The sequence below is a fragment of the Hominimerdicola intestinalis genome (assembly GCF_054655215.1).
Genome location: NZ_BAAHNZ010000013.1, coordinates 58,154 through 75,498, shown reverse-complemented (window position 1 = coordinate 75,498; position 17,345 = coordinate 58,154). Strand labels below are relative to the sequence as shown.

The following is a 17,345-nucleotide window of genomic DNA, read 5'->3' as shown; positions in this document are numbered from 1 at the left end:
TTTTGCCGTGCGCATTTTACATTATAAATCATATATCGGAGGAGTATTTATGAACATAAAAGAGGCAAAGCAGCAGATACAGAACGCTATTACTGCTTATCTTATGAAAGACGAATTCGGTGAATACCGAATACCTGTTGAAAGACAGCGCCCTGTGCTGCTTATGGGAGCGCCGGGTATCGGTAAAACCGCTATAATGGAGCAGATCGCACAGGAAACGGGAATAAGCCTCGTAGCATATTCTATGACTCATCATACACGTGAGTCTGCGCTGGGTCTTCCGCAGATAGTACACAGAAACTATACAGGTGCGGATTTTCAGATCTCGGAGTATACGATGAGCGAAATAGTAGCTTCCCTTTACGATACTATAGAGGCGACGGGCATAAAGGAGGGTATTCTTTTTCTTGACGAGATAAACTGCGTAGCGGAATCGCTTGCTCCGGCAATGCTTCAGTTTTTACAGTACAAGACCTTCGGAAAGCATCAGATCCCTGCGGGTTGGGTAGTATGCACAGCCGGAAATCCGCCGGAATATAATAAATCGGTAAACGACTTCGACGTAGTAACTCTTGACCGTCTTAAAAGAGTCGAGGTAGAGCCTGATTTCAAGATCTGGAAGGATTACGCTTATAAGCAGCATATCCATACCGCTATAATCTGTTATCTTGAAGAAAATGAAGCCGATTTTTACCATATAGGGAATGCGGTTTCAGGCGAGATAGTAAGCTTTGTTACCGCAAGAGGCTGGGAGGATCTTTCTGAAATGATACTCCTTTACGAAGAAGGCGGTATCGACGTTGACAGTACGCTCGTAGCTCAGTACATACAAGATGATGAAATAACCGAAAGGTTTATGCAGTATTATACGAATTATGTAGAGTATTATAATAAATATATGGTTGACGAGATACTTGACGGAAACGTAACGGAGGATATAATAGCTTCGGCTCACAACGCACAGGGAGCGGAAAAGGATCTGCTGTTCGGAATGATAATCGAAAGTGTTTCGAGAAGCATGAAGGAAAGCCTCGAAATGGAGAAAATGCTTAAGGAGCTTCAGCCGATACTTCAGGATACTATTGTAAAGCTTAACGCCAATTTCTCAAACCGCGAGATACTCAGCCATCATATAATGAGCGAGCAGTCGAAGCTTCAGAAGCTTACAAGAGCCAAGGTTATCTCCCCGGCGAATAAGAGAGTAATGCACTGGATAATTTACAGTCTGGGTATTTATATGGATAAGACCACGAAATGCCGTGACAATATGAGAGCGGTTCAGACAGTTATTCAGGAATTCAGCGCTACGCTCAATAAAATGAAGGCTGTAACCGACGGAGCAATAAAGAAAATGCAGAACGCCTTTACCTTTGTTGAGGCTGTTTATGATAACGGCAAAGAAATGGTAATGCTCTACAACGAGCTGAAGCAGAATTATCATTCAAGGGTATTTATGAAGAAGTACGGCTTCAAGGATTACTGCGGAGGCCCTGCGGGCGTCGCAGATTACAGTCAGATCGAAAAATACGCTCTCGAACCTAATCCGAGTCAGCTGTAGAAAAAAATCTGAAAAAACACTTGACAAATTTAAAAAAGTGGTGTATACTATATTAGAAACAAAGCAGAACCTGATCCGTTCTCACCTCAAGCGTTATTTATAGTGAAGAGGTCAACATGATTTTTGCGTTAGACGTAACAGTTATGCGGGTACGGATTATTTCTGTGCCCGTTTTTATGTTTTATTTTATTTTGGAGGTGCTGTGTCATTAGCAACAACAAAGAACATCAGATCAACGAAGAGATCCGTGACAAAGAGCTGCGCGTGATCGATGTTGACGGTGCCCAGCTGGGTATATTATCTGCAAAGGAAGCTCTTGAAATCGCTTTCAAGAAGGATCTGGACCTTGTAAAGATCGCTCCCCAGGCTACGCCGCCCGTATGCCGTATTATGGACTACGGAAAATTCTGTTTTGAGAAGTCAAAGCGTGAAAAGGAAGCAAAAAAGAATCAGAAAGTTATCGATATAAAGGAAGTAAGAATGTCCTCGACTATTGATACTCATGACTTCAATACAAAGGTCAATCAGGCAATCAAGTTTTTAAAGGGCGGCGACAAGCTGAAGGTGTCGGTTCGTTTCAGAAAAAGAACCGTTGCTCATCCTCAGTTCGGCGAAGAACTGCTTAATAAATTCAAGGAAGCCGTTGCAGAGGTTGGCGTTGTTGACAAGCCGTCTAAAATGGAGGGACGCAGCTTAGTTATGTTCGTTTCTCCGAAGAACAGCAAGTAAAATACTTAAGGAGGATAAATTTTTATGCCAAAGATCAAAACACATTCAGGCGCTAAAAAGCGTTTTTCTGTAACAGGCAGCGGAAAGGTTAAGTTCCAGCACACAAACAAAAGACATAGACTTACGCAGAAGGCTCATAAGCGCAAGAGAATTCTTCGCGGCGCCGCATATGCAGACGATTCAAACATCAAGAACATCAAGGCGCTCGTACCTTACAAATAATACGGGTTGTAGGGATAAAGACATTAATCTAAATTTCAGGAGGTAATAACTATGGCTCGTATAAAGGGAGCAATGATGACTCGTAAGAGAAGAAATAAAACTCTTAAGCTTGCAAAGGGCTATTTCGGTGCAAAGAGCAAGCATTTTAAGATGGCTAAGCAGGCCGTAATGAAATCCGGTCAGTATGCATACATTGGAAGAAAGCAGAAGAAAAGAGATTTCAGAAAGCTTTGGATAACAAGAATTTCCGCTGCAGCTAAGCTTAACGGAATGAACTACTCCACATTTATGAACGGAGTAAATAAGGCTGGCATTACTCTTAACAGAAAGATGCTTTCAGAGATCGCTATCAACGATCCTGCAGGCTTCAGCGCTATTGCTGAAAAGGCTAAGGCGGCTCTTTAATACAATATTTAACACGCACGTTTATATGACTTGCGTGTTTTGTTGTATATAAGGCATGAGATTTAACAGGAACGGAGTGTGAAAAGATTGCATATAGCAAGCAGGGATAATCCTAAAATCAAGCTTTATCTTAAGCTTCTTTCAAGCAGGAAAGCCAGGCAGAGCGAGGGTAAGTTCGTTATTGAGGGAGCAAGGCTCTGCGCAGACGCCATAGCTGAATATAAAAACGGCAGGTTAAGCATATATGCGGCTTTCGCTTCGCCGTCCGCTGTTGAAAAATATTCTGAATTTATAGATCCTGAGATGTTCGGAGAATGCATGGACGGTAAGTTTTTCACTCTTGATGAAGCTCTTGCGGATAAAATATGCAATACCGGGACTTCTCAGGGGATATTTATTATTGCCGGAATGCCGGATAATATCTTAGACCCTGAGCGCATAAAATCTAACGGAAGGTACCTTATTCTTGACAATGTTCAGGATCCGGGAAATCTGGGAACTATTCTTCGTACTGCGGACGCTGTGGGAGCGGACGGAGTTATTCTTTCAAACAGCTGCTGCGATCTGTACAACCCGAAGGCTGTCAGAGCAACTATGGGAAGTCTGTTCAGGCTGAGTATTTATATTTACGACGATTTTGAACGGCTTTGCGGTATATTTGAAAAGCTTGGTATAAAAACTATGGCGGCGGTTATAGATAAGGACGCGGTTTCGGTTGAAGACGCCGTATATTCAGACGGCTGCGCTGTAGTAATAGGAAATGAGGGCAGAGGGATACCGAACAGTCACGTCAGGCTATGCAGAGAGAAGATAACAATTAGAATGAGGGGCAATACCAATTCTCTTAATGCAGCTATGGCGGCAGGTATAATTCTTTGGGAAATGACGGAAAAGGGCAAAGCATAACTGGGGGAGGTTTTTATGGATAAGCGTGCGTACTGGCTATGGCTAACTGCGGTTTTCGGCGCGGCAAGCCAAAGATTGTGGCAGCTTGGAGATAAATACGATACTGCGGAGGAATTTGCGTATGCACTCAGATCAAACGAGTGCGGGCGTCTTTCAGACGCTGAGATAAAAAGAATAAAGGGCAGCAGCTTTGAACAGGCTGAATATATACTGGAAATGTGTGAAAAGGACAATATTTCGGTTTATTGTTACAAAAGTGAGGGCTATCCGCGGCAGCTGAGAAAAATAGCCGATCCGCCGGCAGTGCTGTTTTGCAGAGGAAACCTTGACTTTTTGAACAATACTCCTGCGGCTGCGGTCGCCGGAGCCAGAGAACCGTCGGAATATTCGGCTGAAGCTGTGAAAACAATATGCTCGGATCTGTGTTCACGGGGGTGTTCTGTTATTACAGGACTTGCCGGAGGGATAGATCAGCTTGCTAACGAAGCGGCTCTTGAAGCCGGCGCTTATACCTGCGGAGTCTGCGGCAGGGAACTTGACGCAGATCAACCAAAGGGCAGCAATGAGCTTAAAGCGCGTATTTCCGAAAGAGGCGCAGTCATAAGCGAAACCTGTTCTTATATAGACTGTCCTCCGATAAGCTTTACGAAGAGAAACCGTATCCTTGTCGGATTGTCCGATGCGCTTATTTTTATAGAGTGCGCTCAGGACAGCAAGGGACTTGACAATGCCCGTCATGCCGTTTCGCAGGGCAAGCGGATATTCGTCGTACCGCCCCACGATATAACCGACGAGAGGTATTTCGGTCAGAGGGATCTGCTGAGAAGTGGCTGTAAGCCTATATTCAGCGGCGAGGATTTTGTATATTATATATCGTCTGAAAGGATAGAGGATTTTTCCTTTGATTTTATCGGAGGAAAATATGGCAGTCCTGAGGATTCTGCGCTATTTAAAAAGGCTGAGGTGTCTGAATCTGGAAGAAAATCTGGAAAAAAGCATTCTGTTCGTCCAAAAATAAACCATGCCGACAGCAGTCAGGATAAAAAGGCGGTCAGGCGCGATTATTCGGCGCTCGGTTCCGTACAGGCTGATATATGCAGAATACTTGAAGAAAAGCCGAAGCTTGCGGATAATATTGCGGAGGAGCTGGGTATTGAGATCGGCGCCGTATTGTCTGAGCTTACGGTACTTGAGTTGGAGGGATACGTTCAGTCCCTGCCCGGAAAAATGTTCGGAATAGTCTGAGCATTATAAAATCGGCGGCGTTAAAGCCGTAAAAGAATGGAGAAATTGTTTTGTCAAATCTTATAATCGTTGAGTCGCCTACGAAAATAAAAACAATAAAAAGATATTTAAACGGCGATTACGAGGTAGTTGCGTCAAAGGGACATATACGCGATCTGCCTAAATCGAAGCTCGGCGTTGATATAGAGCATGATTTTGAACCTCAGTATGTTAATATAAAGGATAAGGAAAGCATAATCAAAGATATAAAAAAGCTCGCAAAAAAAAGCGACAACGTATATCTTGCGGGAGACCCCGACCGTGAAGGAGAAGCTATTTCATGGCATCTCGCTCAGATACTGGGTCTGGATCTCAATGATAAGAACAGAGTAACGTTTAACGAGCTTACCGAGACCGGGATAAAAGCAGGAATGAGCCGGCCGCATTCAATAGATTTGAACCTTGTAAATGCTCAGCAGGCAAGACGTATTCTCGACAGGATAGTCGGCTATAAAATATCGCCTTTTCTATGGCGGAAGATAAGAAGAGGACTTTCAGCGGGAAGAGTTCAGTCGGTAGCGGTAAGAATGATATGCGACAGGGAAGAGGAGATTCGTTCTTTCGTTTCTCAGGAATATTGGTCCGTCGACGCTAAGCTGCTGGCTGGATCCGGAAAAAAGGCATTTGCGGCAAAGCTTGTAACTGCAGACGGAAAAAAGCCTGAGCTTAATACCAAGGAGCAGACGGATGAAATTCTTGCACGTCTTGACAACGCTCAGTTCAACGTTGTAAACGTAAAGAAAAGCGTTCACAGAAAATCCCCTGCCGCTCCGTTTACTACTTCTACGTTACAGCAGGAGGCTTCAAGGCGGCTTTCCTTTCAGGCGAGAAGAACAATGAAAACTGCTCAGGAGCTTTATGAGGGCGTGGATATAAAGAATATGGGCGCTACGGGTCTTATTACCTATATGCGTACCGACAGCCTAAGAATATCTGACGAGGCAAGGGCAGGAGCTTATGATTTTATAAGAGCTAAATACGGGGATAAGTATATTCCAGAAACTCCGAAAAAATATAAATCCAAAAGCAACGCTCAGGACGCTCACGAAGCTATACGTCCTACTCACCCTGAGCTTACGCCGGATATGGTAAAGGAGAGCGGAGTTACAAACGATCAGTATAAGCTTTATAAGCTTATCTGGGAAAGGTTTATAGCAAGCCAGATGTCTAATTGTCTTATGGATACAGTATCCGTTGACATAGACGCTAACGGCTGCGGTTTCAAGTCTACCGGATATTCGGTGAAATTTGACGGATTTACAGTGCTTTATGAGGAAACCAAGGACGATGACGGAGAAAAGAAAAACGTACTTCCGCCTATAAAGAAAGGCGACGTTCTGAAGGTAAGATCCCTTGAAGGCAATCAGCACTTTACCCAGCCGCCTCCGAGGTATACCGAAGCTACGCTTATCAAGGCGTTTGAGGAAACAGGGATAGGACGTCCCTCGACTTATGTTCCTACTATTACCACGATACTCGCAAGAAATTACGTTGAGCGTGATGCAAAGCAGCTGAAGCCTACTGCTCTCGGCGAGGTTACAAACGAGCTTATGAAGGAGCATTTTGATAAGATAGTTGATGTAAAATTTACTGCGAATATGGAGAATAACCTTGACGAGGTGGAAAGCGGCAGGAAAAGCTGGGTCAAGACTCTGGAGGAGTTTTACGGAGATTTTGACGAGGAGCTCAAGGAAGCCGAAACTGCAATGGACGGCAAGCGCATAAAGGTACCGGACGAGGAGACCGATCAGGTATGCGAGATTTGCGGCAAGCCAATGGTTATCAAGATAGGAAGATACGGAAAGTTCATGGCTTGCTCCGGCTTCCCCGAGTGTACCAATACCAAGAGGATCGTTCAGGAAACAGGAGGCTACTGTCCGTTCTGCGGCAAAAAGGTCTTGCTTAAAAAGTCGAAAAAGGGAAAAAAATACTACGGCTGTGAGGACAATCCTAATTGTTCGTTCATGACGTGGGATCTGCCTACCGAGGAAAAATGCCCTAAATGCGAATCTACGCTTTTCCAGAAGGGCGGCAAAAACGGAAAGCTGATATGCCATAAGGAAGGCTGCGGCTATGAAAGGGATCTGAGCAATGGCGGTTAAGGTTATAGGAGCAGGACTGGCCGGCTGTGAGGCGGCATGGCAGCTTGCAAATGCAGATATAGACGTTGTTCTTTATGAAATGAAACCTAAAAAATTTACCCCTGCACATAAATATCAAGGCTTTGCTGAACTTGTATGCTCAAATTCACTTAAAGCCGAAAGAATTGATTCAGCCGCAGGAATGCTTAAAGAGGAAATGAGGAGACTTGGCTCACTTACTATGGAATGTGCAGCGGCAACAAAGGTTTCCGCTGGTGGTGCTTTAGCCGTTGACAGAACAAAATTTTCTGATATGGTAACTGAAAAAATCAAGGCTCACGAAAAAATTACAATAGTCGAAGATGAGGTAACTGAAATTCCTGACGGCAATGTTATTATTGCCACAGGACCTTTGACATCAGATAAGCTTGCTGAAAGTATTCACGATATATGCGGTGAGTATCTTTATTTTCACGATGCAGCAGCACCGATTGTAACCTTTGACAGTCTTGATATGAAAAAGTGCTTTTTCGCCTCACGTTATGGTAAGGGTGAGGCAGATTATATAAATTGTCCGATGAATAAGGAAGAGTATCTTAATTTCTATAATGAACTTGTAAACGCCGAGTCTGCGCCGCTTCATTCGTTTGATACAGAAGAGCCGGGAAAAGACGGCTTCAAGGTCTACGAGGGCTGTATGCCTGTAGAGGCGCTTGCAAAGCGTGGGGAGGATACAATGCGCTTCGGTCCGTTAAAACCGGTTGGCCTTACAGACCCGAGAACAGATAAAAGACCCTATGCAGTAGTTCAGCTTCGTGCGGAAAATTCACATGGCACTCTTTATAATCTTGTAGGCTTTCAGACAAATCTTAAATTCGGGGAGCAGAAAAGAGTTTTTTCTATGATACCCGGTCTGGAAAATGCTGAGTTTATGCGGTACGGAGTTATGCACCGCAATACATTTATAAATTCTCCTAGGCTTTTAAACGAGCAGTTTAATATGAGAGTGCGTGAAAACCTGTTCTTTGCAGGTCAGATAACCGGTGTAGAGGGTTATATCGAATCTGCGGCAAGCGGAATTTTTGCAGGACTGAATATGGCAAGACGGCTAAGCGGAAAAGACTATGTATCTCTGCCCGAAACCACAATGCTGGGGGCCTTGTCAAAGTATATCAGCGATCCGAATGTTGAGAAATTCCAGCCAATGGGCTGCAATATGGGCATACTGCCTGAGCTGTCTGAAAGAATAAGAGATAAAAAGCTGAGATATGAAAAAATCGCGGAAAGAGGTCTGGAGGATCTGGACAGGGTAATTGAAGCCTTTTAAATACTGCCGCAGTTAATATTTCTTTAAGAAAGCTGCGGATTTCTGCTTTTATATTGGAAATACAAAAAAATATAAGGTTTTAAGGCAGGTATTTTGCTTTTTGACTTTACAAATTGCTTTTATTTTGTTAAAATATATAGAAAGCCGTATTTATTCTGAGGTAACTTCAATCAGGTTACAGAAACAAAGGCTTTGGAGTTTCTTAAAGGCTGAGTGAGCATTTGAGAGGTAGGATACCAATATTTGACCTGCAAATGCTTCTGACAGACTTTAGTTTGATTTAAATAATGAATGCTGTGTTAAAAATAAACGGTATCCGGGATAATAAGGAGAATGACTTATGAATATAGTAATAGATGCGTTCGGCGGTGACAATGCACCTCTGGAGGTGATCAAGGGAGCCTGTGACGCTCAGAGAGATTTTAATATAGATATAACTTTAGTTGGCAATGAAGAGAAGATCAAGAAATGCGCTGAGGAAAATTCGATCGATATTACTTCATTGAAAATCAGGCATGCCGATTCCGTTATCGACGTATGCGAAGAGCCTACCAACGTTATAAAAAGCAAAAAAGACTGCTCGATGGCTGTAGGAATGCAGATGCTTGCGGACGGGGAAGGTGACGCCTTTGTTTCAGCCGGGTCAACGGGAGCCTTGGTAGTCGGAGCGACCTTTATCGTTAAGCGTATCAAGGGAATAAAGCGTCCGGCGCTCGCAACGATCCTTCCGACAGCGGGAGAGCCTGCAATGCTGCTGGACAGCGGAGCGAACGCCGACTGCCGTCCCGAAATGCTGGTTCAGTTTGCTATAATGGGTTCGGCTTATATGAATAAAATTCTTGGGGTCAGAACGCCTAAGGTAGGACTTGCCAATATCGGTGCGGAGGAATCAAAGGGCAGAGAGCTTGAGCTTGAAGCTTATAAGCAGCTGAAAACCGCTCCTGTTAATTTTGCCGGAAATATTGAGGCAAGACAGATCCCTCTCGGTGACTGCGACGTTGTAGTTGCCGACGGCTTCTGCGGAAATCTGCTGCTTAAGCTTTATGAGGGAATGGCGAAGTTCTTTTCGGGAGAGCTTAAAACTCTGCTGACTAAGGATCTTAAGTCAAAGCTTGCGGCGCTTATGGTAATGAGCAACGTTAAGGAATTTAAGAAAAAGGTCGATTATTCCGAGTACGGCGGAGCGCCTTTGCTTGGAACGGCAAAGCCTGTAATCAAGGCTCACGGTTCTTCAAACGCCAAGGCTTTTTACAATGCTATAAGGCAGGCTAAGCAGTTTACCGAAACTAAGGTCATTGATGAAATAACCTCTGCCGTTGAAAGCATGAAGAATACCGTAAAATAATATTACATAGCTGCATATTGAAGGGAGGGCGTTTTTATGAACGAACAGGAGAGCCTTGAAAAGCTACAGCAAAAGATAGGCTATAAATTCAAAAATGAAAAGCTGCTTTACGAGGCGCTTTCGCATTCGTCCTTTGCAAACGAAAACAAAAAGTCGAGAAACAGTAATGAAAGACTGGAATTTCTGGGGGATTCGGTTCTGTCTATCGTAGTTTCAGATTATATATTTAAGCATTTTACTCATATTCCCGAGGGCGAGCTTACCAAGCTCAGAGCTTCTCTTGTATGTGAAAGCTCTTTGTTTGAGTTTGCTAAGAAAATTGATCTCGGAAATCATATTTTTCTCGGCAAGGGTGAGGAAATGACGGGAGGAAGAGAGCGCCCGTCAATAATTTCAGACGCCTTTGAAGCGGTTATCGCGGCGATCTATCTTGACGGTGGAATGCCTGCGGTAACTCCGTATATACTTTCTTTTATTCCGGAGGATATAACCCCCAAAGGCTCGGCGGCTTTTCATGATTATAAAACCAGTCTTCAGGAGATAATTCAAAAAAACCCTGAGGAAAAGATCGAGTATTATCTTAAATCCGAGTCGGGCCCCGATCACGATAAGAAATTTACCGTTCAGGTGCTGCTTAATCACAATGTAATAGGCGAGGGAACGGGACGTTCAAAGAAAAATGCTGAACAGGCGGCGGCTAAGGAAGCGCTTTCGCTTATGGGGATTGATGTATAATGCCGCACAGTAATATTTCAATTTTCGTCCCCCACGCAGGCTGTCCTCATACCTGTTCCTTCTGCAATCAGCGGACAATTTCAGGCGCAAAGGATATGCCTTATGCGGAAGATGTCAAAAGAATATGCACTCAGGCTTTGAATGAGGTCAGCGATTTAAGCAACTCTGAAATTGCATTTTTCGGAGGCAGCTTTACGGCAATAGAGCGGCGGTATATGATCGAACTGCTCGAAGCCGCATATGAATTTGTCGGCTTCGGAAAGTTCAAAGGAATAAGGATCTCAACCCGACCCGATTGTATTGACGAGGAAATACTTGATATTCTACGGCGTTATGGAGTTACGGCAATAGAGCTGGGCGCTCAGTCAATGCGTAACCATGTTCTTAAGGCAAATGAACGCGGACATACTGCCGAGGATGTATACAGAGCCTCTGAACTGATAAAAAAGCACGGCTTTGAATTGGGCTTACAGATAATGACGGGATTATATCAAAGTACATATGCTGACGATCTGAAAACTATGTACAGGGTGATAAAAATTGCTCCGTCTACTGTGAGAATTTATCCTACAGTAATACTGAAAGGTACAAGGCTTGCGCAATTGTATGAAGAGGGAATTTATAAACCTATCTCATTTGAAAGAATGGTCGAACTCTGTGCAAGAATGCTTGACGAGTTTGACGCTAATAATATTGAGGTTATCCGCTGCGGGCTGCATTCATCTGATAATGTTGAGGATAGTAAGGTGGGAGGTTTTTATCATCCTGCTTTTAAGGAATTGTGTGAAAGTGAGATCTTCCGCAGAAAAATCGAAATAGAGATCTTGAAAAGCAATTCAAACAAAACTGTGTGGGAGTGCTTAAAATCAATATTAAAGCCTTATGTTATAGCAGTAAATCCGTACAGTATAAGTAAGGCTGTGGGTCATAAAAAATGTAATTCTGAATATTTCAGGAATTCGGTTAAGTTTGTGGCAGATGAAAAGCTGTCGAAATATGAATGTGAGCTTAGGGGTTAATTATGTATCTTAAATCGCTTGAACTGCACGGCTTTAAGTCCTTTCCCGATAAGGTAAAGCTTGAATTTAATAAGGGCATTTCCGCTGTTGTAGGGCCAAACGGTTCGGGAAAATCCAATATCGGAGATGCAATGCGCTGGGTTATGGGAGAGCAGTCGTCCAAAACGCTTCGCGGCGGGAAAATGGAGGACGTTATTTTCAACGGCTCAAAATCCCGTCCACGTGCAGGCTTTGCTCAGGTCACCCTTACAATAGACAATGAGGACAGGGCGCTTGATATAGGAACGGATCTGGTTTCAGTATCCAGAAAATTGTACAGAAACGGCGACAGTGAATATATGATAAACGGTGCGACGTCAAGGCTCAAGGATATAGTAGAGCTTTTTATGGATACCGGACTTGGACGGGACGGATATTCTATAATCGGACAGGGCAGGATAGCCGATATTGTCAGCAGCAAGTCTACCGAGCGCCGGGAGATATTTGAAGAAGCCGCAGGTATTTCAAAGTTTAGATATAAAAAGGAAGAGGCGGAACGTAAGCTTGCCGCCGCCGAGGATAATATATCACGTCTTAACGATATAATGGCGGAGCTTGAAGACAGAATAGGACCTTTGCAGAAGCAGTGTGAAAAAGCAAAGAGATTCAGGGTTCTGGACGATGAAAAGCGCAGGCTGGAGATCTCGGTATGGGTACATAAGCTTGGAGAGCTGTCGGAATCAGTAAAGGGCTATGAAGATAAGCTTCGATCTCTTGATATTCAGTATACTACTCTTTCGGAGGAGCTTGAGGCCCTTGAGGACGAGATAGAGGATTCATTTGCTATGAGCGCCGAAAAAGCGGCGGAGGTGGACGCACTCAGGGAGAAGATCCATCAGACGGAGCTTGAAAATTCGCAGTCTGGCGCTAAAATAGCTGTACTGGAAAACGATATAGAGCACCTCAATGAAGCGATCGCTCAGGTAAGGGAGCAGATAGAGCAATCAAGAAGCTCAGAATATTTCCTTGAAACAGAGCTTGAAAAACGAGAGAAAGACCTTATATCTGCCGCTGAGGAAAGAGAAAAGCTTGATGAGAAAATAAGGAGTACCGAAGAAAAACTTGCGGCTGTCCGTTCACAGTCTGAGGAATTTGACAAGGAATTTTCTGATTCAAACAGCGGACTTAATCTTCTGTATCTGAAAAAGTCAGAGCTTAGCTTTAAGCTGGAAAATGCTAAAAATGATCTATACGAAACTCAGGAAAGTCTTGACGCTGCTTTATCCGAAAAAGCAGACGCAGAGTCAAAGGCGAGGTTTACCGCTTCTGAGCTTGAAAATTTAAAGAAGTCTGAAAACAAAAATAAAGAGCTGAAAAGTGAAAATGAAAATAAGCTTGCAGGCTTCAGAAAGCTGTTTGAAAGCAAGTCGGAAAAATTAAAAGCGGCAGACGCGGATTTCAGCCGTAACGATATACTGCTGAGAGAAACTGTACAAAAACTTGGACTTTTACGCGATCTGGAGAATTCAATGGAGGGGTTTGCGTACAGTGTAAAGCATATTCTTCAGGCTGGAAAGCAAGGACGTATCTCCGGAATATGCGGCTCTGTAGCGCAGCTGATAGGAGTTGAGCCGCAGTATTCAATAGCAGTTGAAACTGCACTAGGCGGCGCATTGCAGAATATAGTCGTAGAAAACGAGGATACTGCAAAGCGGGCTATAAGAATATTAAAGGAATCAAAGGCGGGCAGAGCTACCTTTCTTCCTGTAACGTCCGTAAAGGGACAGAGGCTTGCGAACGTTCCCGAAAGTGAGGAGGGATTTGTTGCACTTGCCTGCGATCTGGCACAGTACGACGCTAAGTACACAGCAGTTGTAAACAGTCTGCTAGGAAGAATATGTATTGCGGAAAATATAGATCTTGCGGCGGCTATAGCAAAGAAATACGGATATAAATTCCGTATCGTGACACTTGACGGTCAGGTAATAAACGCCGGAGGTTCGTTTACGGGAGGAAGCGTATCCAAAAATACAGGTATCCTTACCCGTAAAAATGAAATTGAAGCTCTTGAAAAGCGGCGTGAAAAAGTTCAGAGCGAAAACGACAGGCTTAGCCAGGTCAGGGAAAGGCTTTCGCAGGAGACTGCAAAGCTTGACGCCGATATAAGCGGTATAAAGGATCAGCTTGAAGCGATTTCAAAAGACGAGCTGCGGCTGGATATGGAAATAAAAAGGGTACAGGAGTATTCTTTACAGTACAATGAAAAGCTTGAAAGCACTGAGCTTAATATAGAAGCGCTGAGAAAAAAGCTTATAGATACGCAGAATGAAACAGACTCGGTAAATACTCAGCTTTCGGATACCGATAAGAAGATCTTTGACAGCGAGGAACATCTTACCTTGTCCCAGAGCAGGCTTGATAGCCTGAGATCGGAAAGGGAGGAGCTTACCGCCGGTCTTTCTGATCTGAAAATGAAAGCGGTAGAGCTTGGAAAGGACGAAGAAGCCTGCAGACTGTCAATAGAAAGACTTAAAACCAGCCTTGAGAGCAGCAGCGGCGACAGCGGAAAGCTAGAGGAAAGAATACTCGAGCATGAGAAGTCTATAAGGTTCAAACTTGATGAGATAAAAGCCGTAAGAGCAGCTATTGAAGGCTCGGGCGGCGTTATAGCTGAAATAGAACTGAGTATAGAAAAAGCTCAGAGAGAGCATAATGAATATGATCTTAAAGCAAACAAGCTGAGAAGCGGACAAAAGCTTAAAATGGAGGAAAAGGAAACGCTTTCCAATGAGATCAACAGGGTTTCAGAGAGAAAGGCTTCCTGCACCGCCGATTTTGACAAGCTTGTATCTCAGCTTTGGGACGAATACGAGCTGACAAGAACAGAGGCAGAGAAGCAGTCTGAAAAGCTTGAGGATATTTTTGAAGCAAACAAAAGGCTGTCTGAGCTGCGCAGTAAAATCAAAAATCTCGGCAGCGTAAATCTTGGGGCTATAGAGGAGTATGCCGAGGTTTCCGAACGGTATGAATTTATGAAGCGTCAGCTTGATGACGTAAATACTTCAAGACTTGAGCTTGAGGATCTTATTAGCAGTCTGACCGAGAATATGAGGACAATGTTCGCTGAAACATTTGATAAGATCAACCGCAATTTCAAGGAAATATTCTCGGAGCTGTTCGGCGGCGGTTCTGGAGAGCTTTCACTATCTGACCCGGAAAATATTCTTGAATGTGGAATAGATATAAAGGTCGAACCTCCAGGAAAGCTTATAAAGAATCTTTCTTTGCTTTCAGGCGGAGAGCAGGCCTTCGTTGCAATATGCATTTATTTTTCAATTCTTAAAATAAGCCCGTCGCCTTTCTGTCTGCTTGATGAAATAGAGGCAGCGCTGGACGATGTCAACGTAACGAAATATGCGCAGTATCTTCACAGGTTTACCGATACTACGCAGTTTATAACAATTACCCACCGACGCGGAACGATGGAGGAGGCAGACGTTCTTTACGGAGTTACAATGCAGGAGGACGGAATATCCAAGCTTCTGAAAATGAGCATGGAGGATACCGGAAATTTGAAGCTTCAGTAGTTAGGAGTGATATTATGGGTTTTTTTGAAAAGCTGAAAGCCGGACTGAAAAAAACCAAGGATTCTATGATGAGCAGGATCGAAGGCCTGCTTGGGTCGTTTACAAAAATTGACGAGGAGCTGTTTGAGGAGCTTGAGGAAACGCTTATCTTGTGCGATATAGGCGTCGGAACTTCTATGAAGATATGCGGAGAACTGCGTGAAAGGGTCAAGACACAGGGCGTAAAGGATCCGGCTATGATCATGGATATGCTCAAAGAGGTAATAGCTGAAATGCTGGGCGAGGATACGCCTCTTGATATGTCAACTGTTCCTTCGGTTATACTTGTTATCGGAGTTAACGGGGTAGGTAAGACCACGACTATCGGAAAGCTTGCTTACCAACTGAAAAACAGCGGAAAAAGGGTGCTGGTAGCGGCGGCGGATACCTTCAGAGCGGCGGCTATAGACCAGCTTGAGGTATGGACTGAGCGGGCAGGGGTAGATATAATCAAGCATAACGAGGGCTCTGATCCTGCTGCGGTAGTATTTGACGCGCTGACTGCTGCAAAGGCAAGGAATACCGATGTAGTTATCTGCGATACGGCGGGAAGGCTTCATAATAAGAAAAATCTTATGGATGAGCTGCGCAAAATAGCGAGAATAGTTCATCAGCAGGCAGAAGGCTGTGCGCTGGAGGTTCTGCTTGCTCTTGACGCAACGACAGGTCAGAACGCCGTTAATCAGGCAAAGCAGTTCAACGAGGTCGCTGATATAACCGGAATTATTCTGACTAAACTTGACGGAACTGCTAAGGGCGGAATAATAATAAGTATTGCCGACGATCTTAAGGTTCCGGTAAAGCTTGTTACCGTAGGCGAGAAGATCGACGATATTCAGCCGTTTTCAGCAAAGGATTTTGTAAATGCTTTGTTTGAATAGCTTTATAAGCCGGATAGTCTGAACAGTAATCGGAAGATAATAAATTTAGGGGGTCAATAAATTGGATAAGGTATTATTTGTTATTGATATGCAGGAGATCTATGTCGGACGGGGACGCAGCAAGGAAAAATTTCCATATAAGGACGATATTCTTTTTGAGCAGATCAATAAGCGGATAGCTGAGTATAAGCCCGAGGAGGTATTTTATATAAAAAGTATCGCGAAGGGACTCGGCTCGATAGTAGGCTCTATGCCTAAGGATGGCACTCATGAAGCCAAGCTTGCCGAAAAGCTTAAGATCGTAGGAAGCGGGAACGTATTTGAAAAAAGCAAGCCTGACGCTTTTACAAACGACGCTCTTGCCGATCTGATGAGGGCAAGAGCCGTAAAGGAAATAGAACTGGTCGGAGTTGACGGAGGGGTATCAGTTGGCGCTACGGCTGTAAGCGCAATTGAAAATCTTGATATGAGGATCATATATAACGAGAACTGTATCGGTACGATCAACAGCGGCAAGGCGGTCAAATACCGTGAGAAAATGAGGAGATCAAGAGTGACGTTCCTGCATTACTGATAAAATTCTTATACATAAAAGGCTGTCGGCGTTTACAGAAAAATTACCCACTGAAAGGAAGCATAAAATGAAGCTGATCATAGCAAGCAATAATAAAGGAAAAATACGGGAATACAAGGAGCTGCTTGAGCCGCTGGGTTATGAAACAGTATCGCAGAGTGAGGCGGGAGTAAACCTTGAAGCGGAGGAAACCGGAGAGACTTTTGCTGAGAACGCCGCAATAAAGGCAAGGACGATCTTTGTACTGAAAAACTGTGCAGTGCTTGCGGACGACAGCGGTTTATGCGTAGACGCTTTGGGCGGAGAGCCGGGCGTTTACTCGGCAAGGTACGGCGGCCTGAATACAGACGCTGAACGCTGCGCTCTTATTCTTGATAAGCTTAAAGGCGTAAGCGAAGATAAGCGTACAGCAAGATTTGTGTGTGCTGTACATTTTATAAAGCCTGACGGTACGGAGCTTTCCGTTGAGGGGCAGTGTGAGGGAAGAATAGGCTATGAACCGCTTGGAGAAAACGGCTTCGGCTATGATCCTGTTTTTATGTACGGAGAAAAAAGCTTTGCTCAGGCGGATCCGGAGTTTAAAAATTCCGTATCGCACAGGGCGAAGGCGCTTGAAAAGCTTCTTGAGGCGCTGAAGGAAAATTAACCGCATATATCTGCGGGAATAAAAATAT

The 17,345-nt window shown here is 44.1% G+C and carries 15 protein-coding genes; all 15 read left to right on the top strand.

The genetic code is table 11. The features are described 5' to 3' along the window. Positions 1-49 precede the first annotated feature (49 nt). Positions 50-1,558 (top strand): ATP-binding protein, encoded by a 1,509-nt coding sequence (locus ACYQ0H_RS10915; RefSeq protein ID WP_459812869.1) that lies wholly within the window; start codon positions 50-52, stop codon positions 1,556-1,558. Positions 1,559-1,765: 207 nt separating this feature from the next. Next, entirely contained in the window at positions 1,766-2,287 is a 522-nt protein-coding gene (infC, locus tag ACYQ0H_RS10910) for a translation initiation factor IF-3 (protein ID WP_459812880.1), read from the top strand. A gap of 24 nt (positions 2,288-2,311) precedes the next feature. Then, positions 2,312-2,509, top strand: coding sequence for a 50S ribosomal protein L35 (rpmI, locus tag ACYQ0H_RS10905; protein WP_124101201.1), 198 nt, complete (start codon positions 2,312-2,314; stop codon positions 2,507-2,509). A gap of 51 nt (positions 2,510-2,560) precedes the next feature. Beyond that, on the top strand, positions 2,561-2,914 hold the full coding sequence (gene rplT, locus ACYQ0H_RS10900; protein ID WP_459812868.1) for a 50S ribosomal protein L20: 354 nt from the start codon (positions 2,561-2,563) through the stop codon (positions 2,912-2,914). A 78-nt stretch (positions 2,915-2,992) separates the two neighbouring features. Then, positions 2,993-3,820 carry a TrmH family RNA methyltransferase gene (locus ACYQ0H_RS10895; RefSeq protein WP_459812867.1) on the top strand — a complete coding sequence of 276 codons (828 nt, stop codon included), beginning with the start codon at positions 2,993-2,995 and terminating at the stop codon, positions 3,818-3,820. 15 nt (positions 3,821-3,835) lie between these two features. Next, on the top strand, positions 3,836-5,065 hold the full coding sequence (locus tag ACYQ0H_RS10890) for a DNA-processing protein DprA (protein ID WP_459812866.1): 1,230 nt from the start codon (positions 3,836-3,838) through the stop codon (positions 5,063-5,065). Between the two features lie 50 nt (positions 5,066-5,115). After that, on the top strand, positions 5,116-7,206 hold the full coding sequence (gene topA / locus ACYQ0H_RS10885) for a type I DNA topoisomerase (protein WP_459812865.1): 2,091 nt from the start codon (positions 5,116-5,118) through the stop codon (positions 7,204-7,206). Next, positions 7,196-8,512 (top strand): methylenetetrahydrofolate--tRNA-(uracil(54)-C(5))-methyltransferase (FADH(2)-oxidizing) TrmFO, encoded by a 1,317-nt coding sequence (gene trmFO / locus ACYQ0H_RS10880; RefSeq protein WP_459812864.1) that lies wholly within the window; start codon positions 7,196-7,198, stop codon positions 8,510-8,512. The genes topA and trmFO overlap by 11 nt, the downstream gene beginning before the upstream one ends. Before the next feature lie 340 nt (positions 8,513-8,852). Beyond that, on the top strand, positions 8,853-9,857 hold the full coding sequence (gene plsX / locus ACYQ0H_RS10875; protein WP_459812863.1) for a phosphate acyltransferase PlsX: 1,005 nt from the start codon (positions 8,853-8,855) through the stop codon (positions 9,855-9,857). Positions 9,858-9,893: 36 nt separating this feature from the next. After that, on the top strand, positions 9,894-10,592 hold the full coding sequence (gene rnc / locus ACYQ0H_RS10870) for a ribonuclease III (RefSeq protein WP_459812862.1): 699 nt from the start codon (positions 9,894-9,896) through the stop codon (positions 10,590-10,592). Beyond that, entirely contained in the window at positions 10,592-11,611 is a 1,020-nt protein-coding gene (locus tag ACYQ0H_RS10865; protein WP_459812861.1) for an elongator complex protein 3, read from the top strand. The genes rnc and ACYQ0H_RS10865 overlap by 1 nt, the downstream gene beginning before the upstream one ends. A 2-nt stretch (positions 11,612-11,613) precedes the next feature. Next, entirely contained in the window at positions 11,614-15,177 is a 3,564-nt protein-coding gene (smc, locus tag ACYQ0H_RS10860; protein ID WP_459812860.1) for a chromosome segregation protein SMC, read from the top strand. A 14-nt stretch (positions 15,178-15,191) separates the two neighbouring features. Continuing rightward, on the top strand, positions 15,192-16,097 hold the full coding sequence (ftsY, locus tag ACYQ0H_RS10855) for a signal recognition particle-docking protein FtsY (protein WP_459812859.1): 906 nt from the start codon (positions 15,192-15,194) through the stop codon (positions 16,095-16,097). Between the two features lie 61 nt (positions 16,098-16,158). Beyond that, the gene (locus ACYQ0H_RS10850) at positions 16,159-16,671 is read left to right on the top strand and encodes an isochorismatase family protein (RefSeq protein ID WP_459812858.1); all 513 of its coding nucleotides are present in this window, start codon (positions 16,159-16,161) and stop codon (positions 16,669-16,671) included. Between the two features lie 67 nt (positions 16,672-16,738). After that, positions 16,739-17,317, top strand: coding sequence for an RdgB/HAM1 family non-canonical purine NTP pyrophosphatase (rdgB, locus tag ACYQ0H_RS10845; RefSeq protein WP_459812857.1), 579 nt, complete (start codon positions 16,739-16,741; stop codon positions 17,315-17,317). The last annotated feature ends 28 nt before the right edge of the window (positions 17,318-17,345 follow it).